General features: G+C 35.5%; 16 protein-coding genes. 5 read left to right on the forward strand and 11 right to left on the reverse strand.

All coding sequences use genetic code 11. The annotated features are described in order from the left end of the window. Positions 1 to 52 precede the first annotated feature (52 nt). Together BUE24_RS21810 and BUE24_RS21815 are read left to right on the forward strand one after the other, a co-directional pair. A complete protein-coding gene (locus tag BUE24_RS21810; protein ID WP_073321283.1) occupies positions 53 to 811 on the forward strand; it encodes an SDR family NAD(P)-dependent oxidoreductase in 759 nt (252 codons plus the stop codon). 35 nt (positions 812 to 846) lie between these two features. Continuing rightward, positions 847 to 1764 carry a helix-turn-helix domain-containing protein gene (locus tag BUE24_RS21815; protein WP_073321286.1) on the forward strand — a complete coding sequence of 306 codons (918 nt, stop codon included), beginning with the start codon at positions 847 to 849 and terminating at the stop codon, positions 1762 to 1764. Here the strand turns inward: BUE24_RS21815 and BUE24_RS21820 are convergent. The 3 genes from BUE24_RS21820 to BUE24_RS24300 all read right to left on the reverse strand — a co-directional run bounded on the left by BUE24_RS21820 (position 1757) and on the right by BUE24_RS24300 (position 4572). Continuing rightward, entirely contained in the window at positions 1757 to 2467 is a 711-nt protein-coding gene (locus BUE24_RS21820; RefSeq protein ID WP_073321289.1) for a TIGR04283 family arsenosugar biosynthesis glycosyltransferase, read from the reverse strand. The genes BUE24_RS21815 and BUE24_RS21820 overlap by 8 nt on opposite strands. A gap of 71 nt (positions 2468 to 2538) precedes the next feature. Beyond that, positions 2539 to 3285 carry a DUF547 domain-containing protein gene (locus BUE24_RS21825; protein ID WP_084549653.1) on the reverse strand — a complete coding sequence of 249 codons (747 nt, stop codon included), beginning with the start codon at positions 3283 to 3285 and terminating at the stop codon, positions 2539 to 2541. A 360-nt stretch (positions 3286 to 3645) separates the two neighbouring features. Then, positions 3646 to 4572 carry a DUF547 domain-containing protein gene (locus BUE24_RS24300; protein WP_073321292.1) on the reverse strand — a complete coding sequence of 309 codons (927 nt, stop codon included), beginning with the start codon at positions 4570 to 4572 and terminating at the stop codon, positions 3646 to 3648. A gap of 113 nt (positions 4573 to 4685) precedes the next feature. Between BUE24_RS24300 and BUE24_RS21835 the strand changes: the two genes are divergently transcribed. After that, positions 4686 to 4835, forward strand: coding sequence for a hypothetical protein (locus tag BUE24_RS21835; protein ID WP_211483332.1), 150 nt, complete (start codon positions 4686 to 4688; stop codon positions 4833 to 4835). Here the strand turns inward: BUE24_RS21835 and BUE24_RS21840 are convergent. Further along, positions 4832 to 5539: a DUF547 domain-containing protein gene (locus tag BUE24_RS21840; RefSeq protein WP_073321297.1), complete on the reverse strand. Its 708-nt coding sequence runs from the start codon at positions 5537 to 5539 to the stop codon at positions 4832 to 4834. The genes BUE24_RS21835 and BUE24_RS21840 overlap by 4 nt on opposite strands. Positions 5540 to 5764: 225 nt before the next feature. Here BUE24_RS21840 and BUE24_RS21845 point away from each other — a divergent pair, with 225 nt between their 5' ends. After that, a complete protein-coding gene (locus BUE24_RS21845; protein WP_073321300.1) occupies positions 5765 to 6985 on the forward strand; it encodes an NADH:flavin oxidoreductase/NADH oxidase family protein in 1221 nt (406 codons plus the stop codon). Between the two features lie 65 nt (positions 6986 to 7050). Here the strand turns inward: BUE24_RS21845 and arsM are convergent, their stop codons facing one another. The 7 genes from arsM to BUE24_RS21880 form a co-directional block, all read right to left on the reverse strand. Next, the gene (gene arsM, locus BUE24_RS21850) at positions 7051 to 8019 is read right to left on the reverse strand and encodes an arsenosugar biosynthesis arsenite methyltransferase ArsM (protein WP_073321303.1); all 969 of its coding nucleotides are present in this window, start codon (positions 8017 to 8019) and stop codon (positions 7051 to 7053) included. Between the two features lie 18 nt (positions 8020 to 8037). Beyond that, positions 8038 to 8850 (reverse strand): purine-nucleoside phosphorylase, encoded by an 813-nt coding sequence (locus BUE24_RS21855; protein WP_073321306.1) that lies wholly within the window; start codon positions 8848 to 8850, stop codon positions 8038 to 8040. Then, complete coding sequence (locus BUE24_RS21860; protein ID WP_073321309.1) at positions 8834 to 9460, reverse strand: TIGR04282 family arsenosugar biosynthesis glycosyltransferase; 627 nt, start codon at positions 9458 to 9460, stop codon at positions 8834 to 8836. The genes BUE24_RS21855 and BUE24_RS21860 overlap by 17 nt, the downstream gene beginning before the upstream one ends. After that, positions 9457 to 9963 (reverse strand): rhodanese-like domain-containing protein, encoded by a 507-nt coding sequence (locus BUE24_RS21865; RefSeq protein ID WP_073321312.1) that lies wholly within the window; start codon positions 9961 to 9963, stop codon positions 9457 to 9459. Before BUE24_RS21865 ends, BUE24_RS21860 begins: the two co-directional genes overlap by 4 nt. 155 nt (positions 9964 to 10118) lie before the next feature. Then, positions 10119 to 10793, reverse strand: coding sequence for a TIGR04282 family arsenosugar biosynthesis glycosyltransferase (locus tag BUE24_RS21870; protein WP_073321314.1), 675 nt, complete (start codon positions 10791 to 10793; stop codon positions 10119 to 10121). 9 nt (positions 10794 to 10802) lie between these two features. Beyond that, a complete protein-coding gene (arsS, locus tag BUE24_RS21875) occupies positions 10803 to 11870 on the reverse strand; it encodes an arsenosugar biosynthesis radical SAM (seleno)protein ArsS (protein WP_073321317.1) in 1068 nt (355 codons plus the stop codon). Between the two features lie 29 nt (positions 11871 to 11899). Further along, a complete protein-coding gene (locus BUE24_RS21880) occupies positions 11900 to 12235 on the reverse strand; it encodes an arsenosugar biosynthesis-associated peroxidase-like protein (protein ID WP_025742421.1) in 336 nt (111 codons plus the stop codon). A gap of 287 nt (positions 12236 to 12522) precedes the next feature. Here BUE24_RS21880 and BUE24_RS21885 point away from each other — a divergent pair, with 287 nt between their 5' ends. After that, entirely contained in the window at positions 12523 to 13563 is a 1041-nt protein-coding gene (locus BUE24_RS21885) for a LacI family DNA-binding transcriptional regulator (protein WP_073321320.1), read from the forward strand. Positions 13564 to 13565 lie beyond the last annotated feature (2 nt).

Raw genomic sequence — 13565 nt, forward strand, 5'->3', positions numbered from 1 at the left:
ACGATGCTAGAATTAGCTCAACTTTGTATTGTAATTTTTAAAAACAATAAAGATGAGTCAAAAAATAGCAATTATCACAGGAGGTAGCCGTGGATTAGGAAGAGACATGGCATTAAATTTAGCCAAAGACGGAGTGCATATTATCTTTTCGTATCATCAAAATGTTACCAAAGCCAACGAGGTTATTTCTGAAATTGAAACATTGGGTACAAAGGCCACCGCTTTTCAATATGATGCAACAAAACCATTATCAGGAAAAGAGTTTATGGATGAGGTAAGTGCTTACCTTCAGGACACACAAGGGAATACGAATTTCGATTTCTTAATTAACAATGCAGGTACAGGCTTGCATAGCTTGATAAAAGATACTACAGAAACTCAGTTTGATGAAATGATGAATATACACTTGAAGAGTATATTTTTCTTGACCCAAGTAGCTCTACCCTTTATGAATGAAGGAGGTCGTATTATCAATATCTCTAGTGGCTTAGCCAGATTTAGTTTCCCAGGGGCTTCTGTCTATGCCATGATGAAAGGTGGAATTGAAGTATTTACAAGGTATCTGGCAAAAGAATTGGGAGATCGAAAAATCACTGCAAATGTAGTAGCACCGGGCGCTATTGCTACAGATTTTGGAGGAGGAGTGAATCGCGATAATGAAGAAAAGAGAGCGATTATTTCACAGATAACTGCCTTGGGCAAAGTCGGCGAACCTGAAGATATTGGAGGTGTAGTGGCCTTTTTATGTTCGGACAAAGCAAGTTGGGTAAATGCACAGCGACTTGAAGTTTCTGGAGGGATGCTTGTCTAGTGTAAAATTAACTGTGAATTCTTACCTTTACTATAATGGCAGCAATACATCGACTTTCGACCATAAGCGACTATCATAATTTTGCAAATCTTCCCGCACCAGAACATCCACTGATTAGTTTGGTGGAGTATAGTCGGGTGCAATATCCGAAAGATGTTAAGGGGATAAAACTAGTACAAGAGTATTATTCTATCGGTTTGAAACGCAATGTACCTTATAAGTTTTTCTACGGTCAGCAGAAGTATGATTTTGACGAAGGGTTGATGACGTTTATTTCGCCAAATCAAGTGATGAGTATGGATAAAAATCCAAATATAGGATCCAAAAAACCATCAGGATGGTTACTCTTTATCCATCCTGATTTTATTTGGAATACATCCCTGGCTAAAAGGATTAAATCCTACGGATTTTTTGGATATTCTGTTCATGAAGCTTTGTTTTTGTCAGAAAAAGAAGAGCAAATGATGATTCGTATTTTAAAGAATATTGAATTAGAATACCAGGCAAACATTGATAAATTCAGTCAGAAAATCATTATTTCTCAGTTGGAGTTATTGCTTAATTATGCAGAACGTTTTTATGAGCGACAATTTATCACCCGAAACAAATCGAATCACCATGTTTTGGAGCAATTAGAAATTGTACTATCTGAGTATTTTGATCAAGATAATCTAGTAGAACTAGGACTACCGAGCGTAGAATATGTTGCTAACAGATTAACGCTTTCTCCCAACTATTTGAGCAGTATGTTGAAATCTTTAACCGGAATGAGCACACGACAACATATTCAAAATACGATCATTGAAAGAGCAAAAGAACAGCTTTCGGTTACCCAACTCTCTGTGAGTGAAATTGCTTATAATCTGGGTTTTGAGCGACCTGCTTCGTTTACCAAATTATTCAAAAATAAAACCAACCAATCACCTTTAGCATTTCGGAAGACTTTTAATTGACCACCTTTTCTTTATAGTATCGATAGAGATCCTCTGAAGAAGCACCTAGCCATCTTCGCATATGGATGTTCAAAAAATGATACTGTAATCTCCATACCCCAATTTCTCGATACCTTCTCGCTGAAGTAATTACGTTTTTAGGGATAATGACAAACTTATTGATTTCAAAAAGCCGATCTACAAGATCATTGTCTTCATAAACGATATAAGCTTCATCATATCCACCAATTTCGTCGAATAATTCTTTGGTAATAAATTGACTTTGATCTCCGCCTCTACATTTTTTACTTTCGAATTGTGTGAGCCAACCCAGAAATAATAACCAAGGATGATGAGAATCAAATTTCATTCTAAAACACCCAGCAGGATTGCTATTAGCAACTTCGGTCACAATATCATGGTCAAAATGTTTTGGAGGATAAGAATCTGCATGAAGAAAATACAAGATGTCACCCATAGCATTTTGCGCTCCGGTATTTAGTTGTACTGCTCTTCCTTTTTTTGAAGAGATCAATCGAACAGGTACTTCACTCTTGATGGCGTATTGATTGACGACGTCCTGAGATCCGTCGATACTTCCTCCATCTACGACAAGAATTTCTTGTACATGATTATTATTGGATCTATTTTGAATTAAGTAAGAAAGCAGCTTACCAATGGTAGCTGCTTCGTTAAGTATAGGAATAACAATCGATATTTTCAATTTTGGAGTCTTAGAATTAGGTTATAAATTTACATATTTAAGTCCCAAATTTATCTGTTGAGGTACTATTTTTAGTCAACAACAAAAGCTGGTGTTACTTGTGCTCCTTTATTTAATCCCCAATCGTAATCTTTGTATCCTTTGTTTGGCTGATTCGTGATTTTTACTGCAGAATATCTGTTGATAAAGTCTTTTACATCTCCACCATTTACTTTGAAATCCTTTTTATACCAACTGAAAATTTTAGAAACTTTCACCTCCTTTTCCGTAATCACATTGCGTGTTGGGTCATTGATAAATTTTTCAGTTTGCTGATCCAGAGCCGTATGCAAATTCTCTGCTGTGTATGCTCTATTCCACACTACTGGACAAGAAATAGAAGCACAGTTGATAGCAAAGTGGATTCTTGGATCTCCATACTTTCTTAGAATTTTATGCTCTAATTCTCCTAGACTGTGCCATACACCATCAATCTTGAAAAATTTCTTCCCCCATGGGTTATCAATATCTTTAATACTTTTTACTGGATAACTGTCGATTACTAATTTTATAGTGTACGCATTATATGCATTGATCCAGTACGCTAGTTTTTCTTCTCTAGACCAGTCTTCCTGTGGCGGATTTTCAGAAAGTTGTTGGAAATATCTATATAATTGAGAACTATCTCTCATAAAACCGTCATAATCTACTTTTCCGTCTTCAGAAACGTTTAGTAAAAGTGCTTGATCCCAAACACTATGGTCAAATTTATCTTGTGCGTTGATTTGAGTAAAAAATAAAACTGCTATTAGAACGAATATATTTTTTGGAGCTTTCATCTCTTTGTGTTTTTAAATTGAATGGTTAATACTTAATTGTTTTTTTATTGTCGTAACCTGATCAGTTAATGTGGGAATTTAGTAGGGAATTAAGAATTAACCTTACACAAAGTGCAGGTTTTTATTGTTTGTTGTAGGAATTTGATAAATAAAGAAACAGAGAGTTTTATGCAAGTAATCTCGAAATAAAAAAACATAAATAACTGAAAAACAGTAGTTTGTGTTTTCAGCCATTTTTAGCTAAGATCAAACCAGGCAAATTTTACTCATTAAAGATTTATAAAAAAATTAACTTTTTGATTTTAAAGGTATTAAAAAGGTTGTAACGAGTTATAAGGCATAAGAAAAAGCTATGAATTATTATTCATTTAATGCCCAATCATACTTTAGGAAACTCTTTTTGGCGGTGTTACTAATGGTAACCTTAGAGTATTTATTTAAAAAATCGATAATAGTACCTTCCTTTTTAAAATCCTTCGCAAACCAGGAGAAAATTTTGGATATCTCAATCTTGTCTTTGGATATTTGATTTCGACTCGTATCATTAATAAAGGCAATGGTTAACCTTTCTAACTCTTGATTTACATTTTGAGCGGTAAAGGCTTTATTGGATAATGCTGGGCAAGAATATGAGGCACAATTAATCCCAAAATGAATTCTTGGATCTCCCATTTTTCTCAGCATTCGATGCTCTACATCATTAAGCGTATACCATTTTTTACCGATCCTAAAGAAACGAAGATCCCATGGGTCTTTGATATCTTTTATACTAGCCAATGGATAATTATCTATGATAAGTTTTACCGTAAATGCATTATACACATTTAGCCAATAGGCTAGTTTTTCATTTTTACTCCAGGATTGTTTTGGAGGATTATTGCTTAAAGAAGTCAAATAAGCTCTAAAGGCTTTTCCATTTTGTTTGAACCCTTTATAGTTTACCATTCCATCTTTCGAAATATACTTACCCAATAATATGTTCCATGGTTTATGGTCAAAAGAGGTGTTTTCTGTTACTGCCTTTATAGGTTCTTGTTTTTCTTTTGTTGTTTTGGGAATAGAGTCAGTTATAGGAATAACATCCTCGGATTTTTCTTCTTTTATTTCTTCGGGAATGATGGTATCCGCAGCTTTCTCTTCTATAACAACTATGTCAGGAGAATCAGTATCCTTTTCAGCAGTTATGTTTTCGGCAATAGGCGTTTCTTGAGTGGTCTGGATTGCGGCTTTACTTGTAGTACAAGAAAAAGACATCCCTACCAATAGCATAAAAAGTACTCTGTTCATAGTTCGTTTATTTATTGGGTTAAACCTGGTTTTGGGCTACATTTCGACGAATATTGTATGTGTTTCCATACATATGTCTTATGCATAGATGTAATACTATAAATCAATCTATTTTGCAGGAAGTTAAGACCAAAATTCAGGCCACACTTGGTAAGTCCAAGTATTTTGGGGCAAACGTTGGTGGTTTCCTACGTGCAATTTTTCCGGTTCCCGTGCGAAGTTCTTTTGGTCGAATTCGATTAGGTAACCTTTCAGGAATTTAATTATTTAAATCCCAATTATAAGTGATGTAACCATCTTTAGGTATTTCCGAAATTTTTACATCAGAGTATTTGTTGATAAAGCTTACCACATCTCCTCGGTTAAAATCATCTTTATACCACTCAAAAATCTGAGAAATTTGCACTTTGCTAGGGGTAATAATATTTCTTGTAGGGTCGTTAATAAACTCCTTGGTACACTTTTCTAATGCCATGTTTATATTTTCGGCAGTGTAGGCTCTGTTCATTAGTTTAGGAGAAGAAAATGATGCACAATTGATTAGAAAATGAATTCTAGGTTCATTAAATTTTCTAAGTATAGTGTGTTCTATGTCATCAAGACTGTATCGTTTATCTTTTATTCTGAAAAACTTTTGATTCCAAGGATCATGTAACTCATTGATATCTTTTACCGGATAATTATCGATAATCATTTTTACAGCAATAGAGTTGTAAGCGTTAATCCAGTAGGCAAGTTTTTCGTCTTTGGACCACTCGTCTGTAGGGGGATTTTCTGATAAAGACCTAAAGTATTTATAGAACAAAGGACTGATTTTCATAATACCTTCGTAATTTACTTTACCCTGTTCGGTCACATTGAGGATAAGTATTTGATCCCATACCGTATGATCAGGCCTTTTTTGAGAGAAAGTCTGAGCAGTGGTTAACAACAAAACAAGTATTGCGAGTATTCTATATCTTTTCATCTTTGTTAGGTTTAAGATTTGTTCAATTAACTAAAAATGAATTGGTTTATATTTTTTACATCCATAAAATAACGAAATTTATCGATAAAACGCAAACTTTACGGGTTAAACGTATGATTTGTAAGTAAAAACTTGTTTTAATTGTTAAAATTTTAACAATTGTTGACAAATAGGGATTGTAATATCCTACAGGATTATGTATTATTGTAATCGAACTATTTTTATATGATTAGTACAGAATTGAAACTTCCTTGTGGGGCAACTATCAAAAACAGGCTAGTTAAATCTGCAATGACAGAGCGGATTAGTGATAAAAAATTTGAACCCACTAAAGGTCATAACAGACTCTATAAAATGTGGGCTGATACAGGCGCAGGTTTATTGATTACAGGAAACGTAGTGATTGATCGTAAACATTTGGAATCTGCAGGTAATGTATGCTTTGATACCGAAGACATGTTACCCAAAATAAGTGCTTGGGCAGGTGCGGCAAAAGCAAATCACAATCAAGTGTGGGTACAGATTTCACATTCTGGTAGACAAACTAACAAATTTAGTACAGGAAGACCGTTAGCCCCTTCAGAGGTACAACTTAAAAAAATGGGGCTCTTCGGAAAACCCAAAGCAATGACGGAAGCCGATATCCAAGAGGTGATTCTTGGTTTTGTGAGAGCAGCAAGAATTGCGAAAAAAGCTGGCTTTACCGGAATTCAGGTGCACGCGGCACATGGGTATTTGTTAAGTCAGTTTTTGTCGCCACGAACCAATGTTCGTAAAGATCAATGGGGAGGTAGTATTGAGAATCGAAGTAGATTGCTAATCACTATTGTGAAAGAAATTCGTAAAGAGGTAGGGCCAGATTTTCCGATAGCCGTAAAATTGAATTCTGCAGATTTCCAAAAAGGAGGATTTACAGAGGAAGAGTCTCTTGAAGTGGTAAAAGTGTTGGACAATGAAAAGATTGATTTGTTAGAGATTTCTGGAGGGACGTATGAGAAACTCGCTTTTTTTATCTTAAATGAGGAAGGGAAAGAGGTAAAAGAGAGCACCAAAAGAAGAGAGGCTTATTTTATTGATTTCGCAAAAAAAGTTAGGGCAATTACAACACTACCTTTGATGATCACAGGTGGTTTCAGATCGTATGATTTTTGTAATGAAGTCTTGCAAAATGGCGAAGTAGATCTCATTGGTATGGGGCGTCCGTTTATTACGAACAACGACGATATTCCTGGATTTTTGAAAGGAGAGGTTAAAGTACTTGAAAATTTGGTATTAAGAACCGGAATGAAACAATTTGAAGATGCTGCAGAAGGTGGGTTTTATGCCAGGCAATTGATACGATTTTCTAAGGGGAAGGGATTGAAACGTAATATGAGCCCACTCTGGTGTTCGATGTTTTTAATTATTTACGAGTTCAGAAAAGCGATGGCCAAGAAATTTGCATAACAGAGAAGCCGAAAGCAAATACAATTGCTCCCGGCTTCATGATTATAGTTAATTAGCCTTGAATTTTAGCAGCATCCTCCTCCATCGTAATGATAGGTGGATTCGCTAATAAAAATATCATCTCTGCCAAGGTCTGCTAGTGCACCGGCAGTTTTATCGCATACAGCGATAGGCTGGTTTTTTAATAAAACATGTCCTTTTTTATCATCAAAATAATCTTGATCTCCATAATAGATAGCAGCTTTACCTGTAAATACACAAGGCCCATCCTCTGGCATTGGATCTTTGATGGCAGCAACTTCTATAGACTCGATATAGATCAATTCGTCGGTATCATAATTTTTTGGATCCAAAATACGATACGGTTTACGTGCTCTAATTTCGATGGTACCAAACCCTACATCTGTTAGTGCTTTTACGTAATCAGCAATCGGTAAGCTTCCACTTAGACAAAGTGCTCGTAACCGTTCGTCGTTACGAAGGTTGTCATTCATAGGCTGCTCACAAGTAGGATCACTCATTACTAACCTACCATGTGGCTTCAAAACACGGTACATTTCTTCGATAGCTTTCTTTAAATCTTCTTCTTTGAAGATATTAAAAAGACAATTTTGAGCTGCTACATCCACACTGTTATCTTCGAGAGGAAGATTAAGTGCATCTCCATATCTAAGATCTACAAATTCACTTTTGAACCAGTCATTTTGTGCTTCAGCTTCTTTAAAGTTCTTTTTGGAAGCATCCAACATTTCCTGAACCACATCAACACCAATTACACCGTGCTTTTGACGAGAGAAATACGAGAACTGTAATAATTCCATTCCACCACCTACACCAACATAAAGGATTTTGGGGTTATTAGTCAAATCTCTTGCGTTTACCGTACTACCGCAGCCGTAATTCATTTCCTGCATGATTTTAGGAATTTTAAGGCCTGGTAATTCCCAGATAGGATTTGTGGTACAGCATAACCCAACATCTGGGGTTATGGCTGCTTCTTTATATACATCATGTGTTGTATCTAAATAACTCATAGTTCTTTCTTTTTTTGTTTACATAGATTTTATTAGCTCTTTGAAAAGGAGAATCAGATTAGGTTCTGCTTTTCCAGCCATTTGGATAATTTCTTCGATATTAACAGGTTTCAGGTTGTCTGGATCACACTCGTCGGTTAAAACGGATACCGCTGCAACGGGAAGATCCAGATGATTGGCTACAATGATTTCTGGCACTGTACTCATACCAACAGCATCGGCACCTATAATTTTCAAGTAGCGATATTCTGCTCTGGTTTCAAGTTGTGGCCCTACAACAGAGGCATACACACCTTTGTGTAGTGTTATATTGTGATTGGCTGCAATAGCCTCTAATTTTGAATTGATTTCTGGATGGTAAGGAGCACTCATATCGGTAAAGCGACTTCCAAGTTGTTCCACTCCTTTAAAAGCCAGAGGGGATCCTCCCTGAAGATTGATATGATCGTCAATTAGCATTAGTTCTCCTTTTTTGAAATCCAAGTTGATCGCACCTGCAGCATTAGAAACCAATAATTTTTTGATCCCAAGCTGATGCATAATACGCACCGGGAATGTCACATCCTGAAGAGAATACCCTTCATACAGATGAAACCTCCCTTGCATAACAACCACCTTTTTTCCTTCGAGCTTTCCATAAATTAATTTTCCTTTATGAAATTCTACTGTGGCTGTTGGGAAATTAGGAATGTGATTGTAACTGACTTCCTTGATCACCTCGATATTATTCAATAACTGACCTAATCCGGTTCCTAAGATAATTCCGATTTCAGGGGCTTCAAACCCTTTATCTTTTAAATAATCCGTAGTTTCTTCAATGTATTTGATCATCTGTTTGTTTTAAAAATTTTTGAAATGCAGGAATATCTTTGATATCCTCATAATAATCCACATCATTTCGTATGTCTAATAATTTATGGTTATGTTGTTCTATGTCATGTAATGTATCTCTAAAAACAGTGTCGGTACCCCAAGCTTTGTTTTCAAAAACAGCATTGTTTAGTGATTTCATTCCCAACAAGTAATATCCTCCATCTTGGGCTGGCCCGACTACATAATCGTGATGTTCTAGCTGCTCAAAAGCAAATTCTAGATCTCTTTGATCAAGGTCATACATATCACTACCTATAATGATAATCTTTTCAAAACCTTGCTTAAATCCGTTGACAAATGCGTATTTCATTCGGGCACCCAGATCTTCTCCAAATTGTTCTTTCTTTTGGTATATGGTTGGATCCCAAATATCATTTGGGTTTATAGATACCGAGTAGTGTACCTCTTTTACGCATGTTAACCCTTCTGTAATAGAAACGGTATGTTGCAAAAGCATTTTGTACACATCTAAAGCTGCCTGATCTCCAATAGTGGCTGCTAGTCGTGTTTTGCACTTGCCCAGTTCTGGGTTACGGGTAAATATTAATAACAAGTTTTTTGTATTCATTCCTGATATCTTTTAGTGCCTTTTTCTAACCATTTTTCCCATTCTTCAGAAAAGGGATGCACTTGGTCTGTTCGTTGTTCTTTACTATTGAAAACAGGATAGCCATGATTGATCCATTCAAAAATTCCGCCGTATAAATTATATACATTGTGATATCCTGCTAGTTTTAATTTTTCTGAAGTCACTTCTGATCGAATCCCAAGGCTACAATACACTACAATTTTGGTGTCTTTATCGATTTCCGGGATTTCAGAAACTTTAGTGATATCAAATTGATCGTATCCTACATAAATAGCATTTTTTAAATGGCTAACCTTGTATTCGCCTATTTCTCTAGAATCAAGAACCACAATGTTGTCGATTTCATCCTTGATGTCTTCGATGGTTACATATGGGATGCTCTCGGTATTATACATCGTCAATAATTCTTCAATAGAACCCTGACCTGAATGAATCCAAGGGAATAAGAAACAAAGTAGAATGATACCTTTTTTTACAAGCATATAGTTAGCGCAATATTTTGCTATTGAATATTCATTATGGTGTTTTTGATGACTATTCTCAATGGTATTCTGAGAATATCTGGGTCTTTATAAGTTATAACTGATTCGCAAATCAAGACTTCTTTTGAATCACGAAAAAAGACCATTAAGGAATGTTACGGAGTAGGCGATCCTTTGTTATAAGCAATCGTATGATATATGGTAGTGTTTTCTAGAGAAACTACATTTTGAATACTTTTAGAATGAGAAAGAATGAGTTCCAAGGCTTTTAGAACCCCAAGTGATAATCTCCTGCTAAATTTTTGAATAATTTTTAAATCAGAAACACTATCGATGTCATATAGTACCTGAAGCTTTGAGATAGCTACCTCACAAGCTCCAAGAGTGGCAATGAGATTTACAGTAAGTGTTCTTGATTGCCAGGGTAAATTTAAAAACAAAGAAGGAACAAAATGGGTATTACATAATCCCATCAAATAAAATCCTCCATCAACAGAAGGGCCAATTACAAATTTATCTTCCTCTAGCAATTGGGCAGCTTGCAGCAAATGTGTTTTATTGAGTAGAGGAGTATCGTTACCAATAGTAATTACTTTTTCGTATCCTTTCTTAAAGATACTTTGAACAGCATTTACAAAACGTTCTCCAAAGTCAACTCCGTATTGTTGTTCTTCGGTGATTACATAGTAAGGAATATGAGTGCTTTTTACAACAGCAATGGTGGATTCATTAAGTTGAGCAAATAGTTGCTCACCACCTCTCATAGGCTTATGCAATAATTCTTCTTTGGCAGAATTAGCAAAAACTAATATGGCTGTTTTTGAATGCATATTATACTATTACGCTACTGTTCCCTGACAACTACTACCTGCACCTGCAGTGCAACCATAGCAGTGTTGTGAAATTACGATATTTCTATTATTTAGCAAATCTTCGTTGTATTCACTAATATGTTTTACTTTGCTAGCTACCTTAAGATCAAGCATTTGATTGAAATCACAATCGTACAACCAACCGTCCCAGCTTACAGAAATGGTATTGGTACACATTACATTGGCAACGGCTGAAGGATTGTAGGCATCTACCAGGGCATACATATAGTCTTCATAGTTTTCTGAAGCAATTAAATAATCCAAAAACCTACTAATAGGTAGATTGGTGATCGCAAACAGATTATGGAATTGAATTCCGAAATCTTCAAGTAATGCCTTTTTGAAATCTTTTTCCATAGAAGCTTGATCCCCAGGTAAAAACGCACCCGAAGGATTGTAGACCAAATCCAACCGCAAATCGCTATCCGGCATCCCATACCCACGTTCATTGAGTTCCTGAAGTGCCTTGATCGATTTGTCAAAAACACCATCTCCTCTTTGTTTGTCGGTTTTACCACGAGTCCAGTGCGGCATTGAAGAAACCACATGCACATTGTGCTTTTTGAAAAAGTCCGGAAGATCGTAATATTTCTTATTAGCTCTTATGATGGTAAGGTTACTTCTTACAATAAAATCTTTGATTCCAGCTTTGCTAGCCTCTTCAACAAACCATCTGAAATTAGGATTCATCTCGGGAGCACCTCCGGTTAAATCCAGCGTATGCGCTCCTGTATTTCTGATCACCTCCAAACATTGCATCATCGTTTCTTTGGTCATGATCTCTTTCCGGTCCGGTCCGGCATCAACATGACAATGTTCACAAACCTGATTACACATGTATCCGACATTGATTTGCAGTATTTCAAGCTTACGAGGACGTAAAGGGAACTGATTAATTTCAGCTATTTTGTCGGCAAACTTGGGTAATTCGCCATTGGCAAAAATACCATTGTTTAAAATTTCCAGCTGTCTTTGAGTATTGGCTAACTGGTCATTTCTTTTATGTAGCGACTGTTTTTTCTTTGTTTCAGACATTTTTCCTTTAATATTTTTACGATCAGAAACTACATAGAGAGTTTCTCGTACTTATTCATCATTTGTACACCATGTACCAGAGTAGCACCACTTTCGATTGCTGCTCCTGCGTGCACTGCCTCCATCATCTCTTCTTTTGTAATTCCTCTTTGTAATCCATCTTTGGTGTATGCATCTATACAATATGGGCATTTTACCACATGAGATACGGCAAGGGCAATCAAAGATTTTTCCCTGGCGCTCAAAGCACCTTCTTCAAATACTTTTCCGTAGTAATCGAAAAATTTAGTGCCTAATTCTTCGCTCCATTCTGTGATTTTACCAAACTTTCTAAGATCCGCCGGATCATAATATGTTTTAGACATATGCTGTTGTTTTATTTGGGAATAAATTTATTTGTCGTTGTTTATAGTGTATCACTTACACTATATTTCTAAAATTAACTTTATTTTTTTTGAAAAATTAAAGTTTAGGTAATATAAAAAAACCTTAACGAATAAAATGGTTATTTCTTAAACATCATAAGAATAAGAGCACAAAGTGCCGATGTTTTAATATTACGTTAAGAAAAAAGCTTAATTTAGACTCGAAAGTCAATTTGCGAGATATTCTTATTTCTGAAATAAGAATTATAATTTATTACACAAAGGTCATGAGGAAAAAGGTTACTTTAAAACAACTTGCTCGAGAATTAAATTTATCGATATCCACAGTTTCGAAATCTTTAAAGAATGATCCCGAAATCAGTCAAAAAACAATCAATAGGGTTCACGAATTAGCAAGTTTTTACAATTATAAACCCAATGCATTAGCCGTTAGTTTAAAAAGTAACAAAACCAAAACCATAGGGGTAATTTTACCAGAAATACTTAACCACTTTTTTGCAAAAGCACTTTTCGGAATAGAAAAAGAGGCCGCCAAAAATGGATATAAAATAGTGACCTGCATTACCAACGAATCCTACCAAAAAGAAGTAGAATATGTAGAGATGCTCAACTATAGTAGTGTTGATGGCTTTATCGTGGCATTGAGTCAGGAAACCCAAGTGCTTAACGAATTAGACCATTTTAAGGTATTGAAAAGAGAAAATGTTCCAGTGGTAATGTTTGATCGAGTAAGTGATGAAATTGATTGTGATAAAGTGATTGTAGACGACAAAGTAGCTTCCAAAAATGCGATGCAATACCTTATCGATACAGGATGCAAACGAATTGCCATAGTTACTACTATTGGAGATATTAGTGTTGCTAAATTGAGATTAGAAGGAGCTAGAGAAGCTGCAGAGGCTAATAAAGATGTTTCATTGATAAATCTTGAAGTAAAAGACACGATAATAGATTTAGTGGAAAAAGAATCTAATGCCATAGAAAATGAAATTGAGAAGTTTCTGAAAGAGAACGATCTTGATGCTGTATTAGGTCTTGATGAAACCGCTGCAGCTATTACTATAAATATATCTCATAAGTTAGGTTATAAAATTCCTCAAGATATTTCTGTGATTGGATTTACAGACGGATTATTGTCTAAGCATTCGTATCCCAAGTTGACTACAGTATCTCAGCATGCAGAGGATTTGGGAGCAAAAGCCGCTGAAATTTTACTGGGCCATCTCGTGGATGATTATGATGAAAATTATAAAACCGCTACCGAGATTGTGAAAACTTCTTTAATCGTAAGAGAATCTACCAAATAAAG

It is taken from the genome of Aquimarina spongiae, from assembly GCF_900141785.1.
In the GTDB taxonomy this organism is placed as follows: domain Bacteria; phylum Bacteroidota; class Bacteroidia; order Flavobacteriales; family Flavobacteriaceae; genus Aquimarina; species Aquimarina spongiae.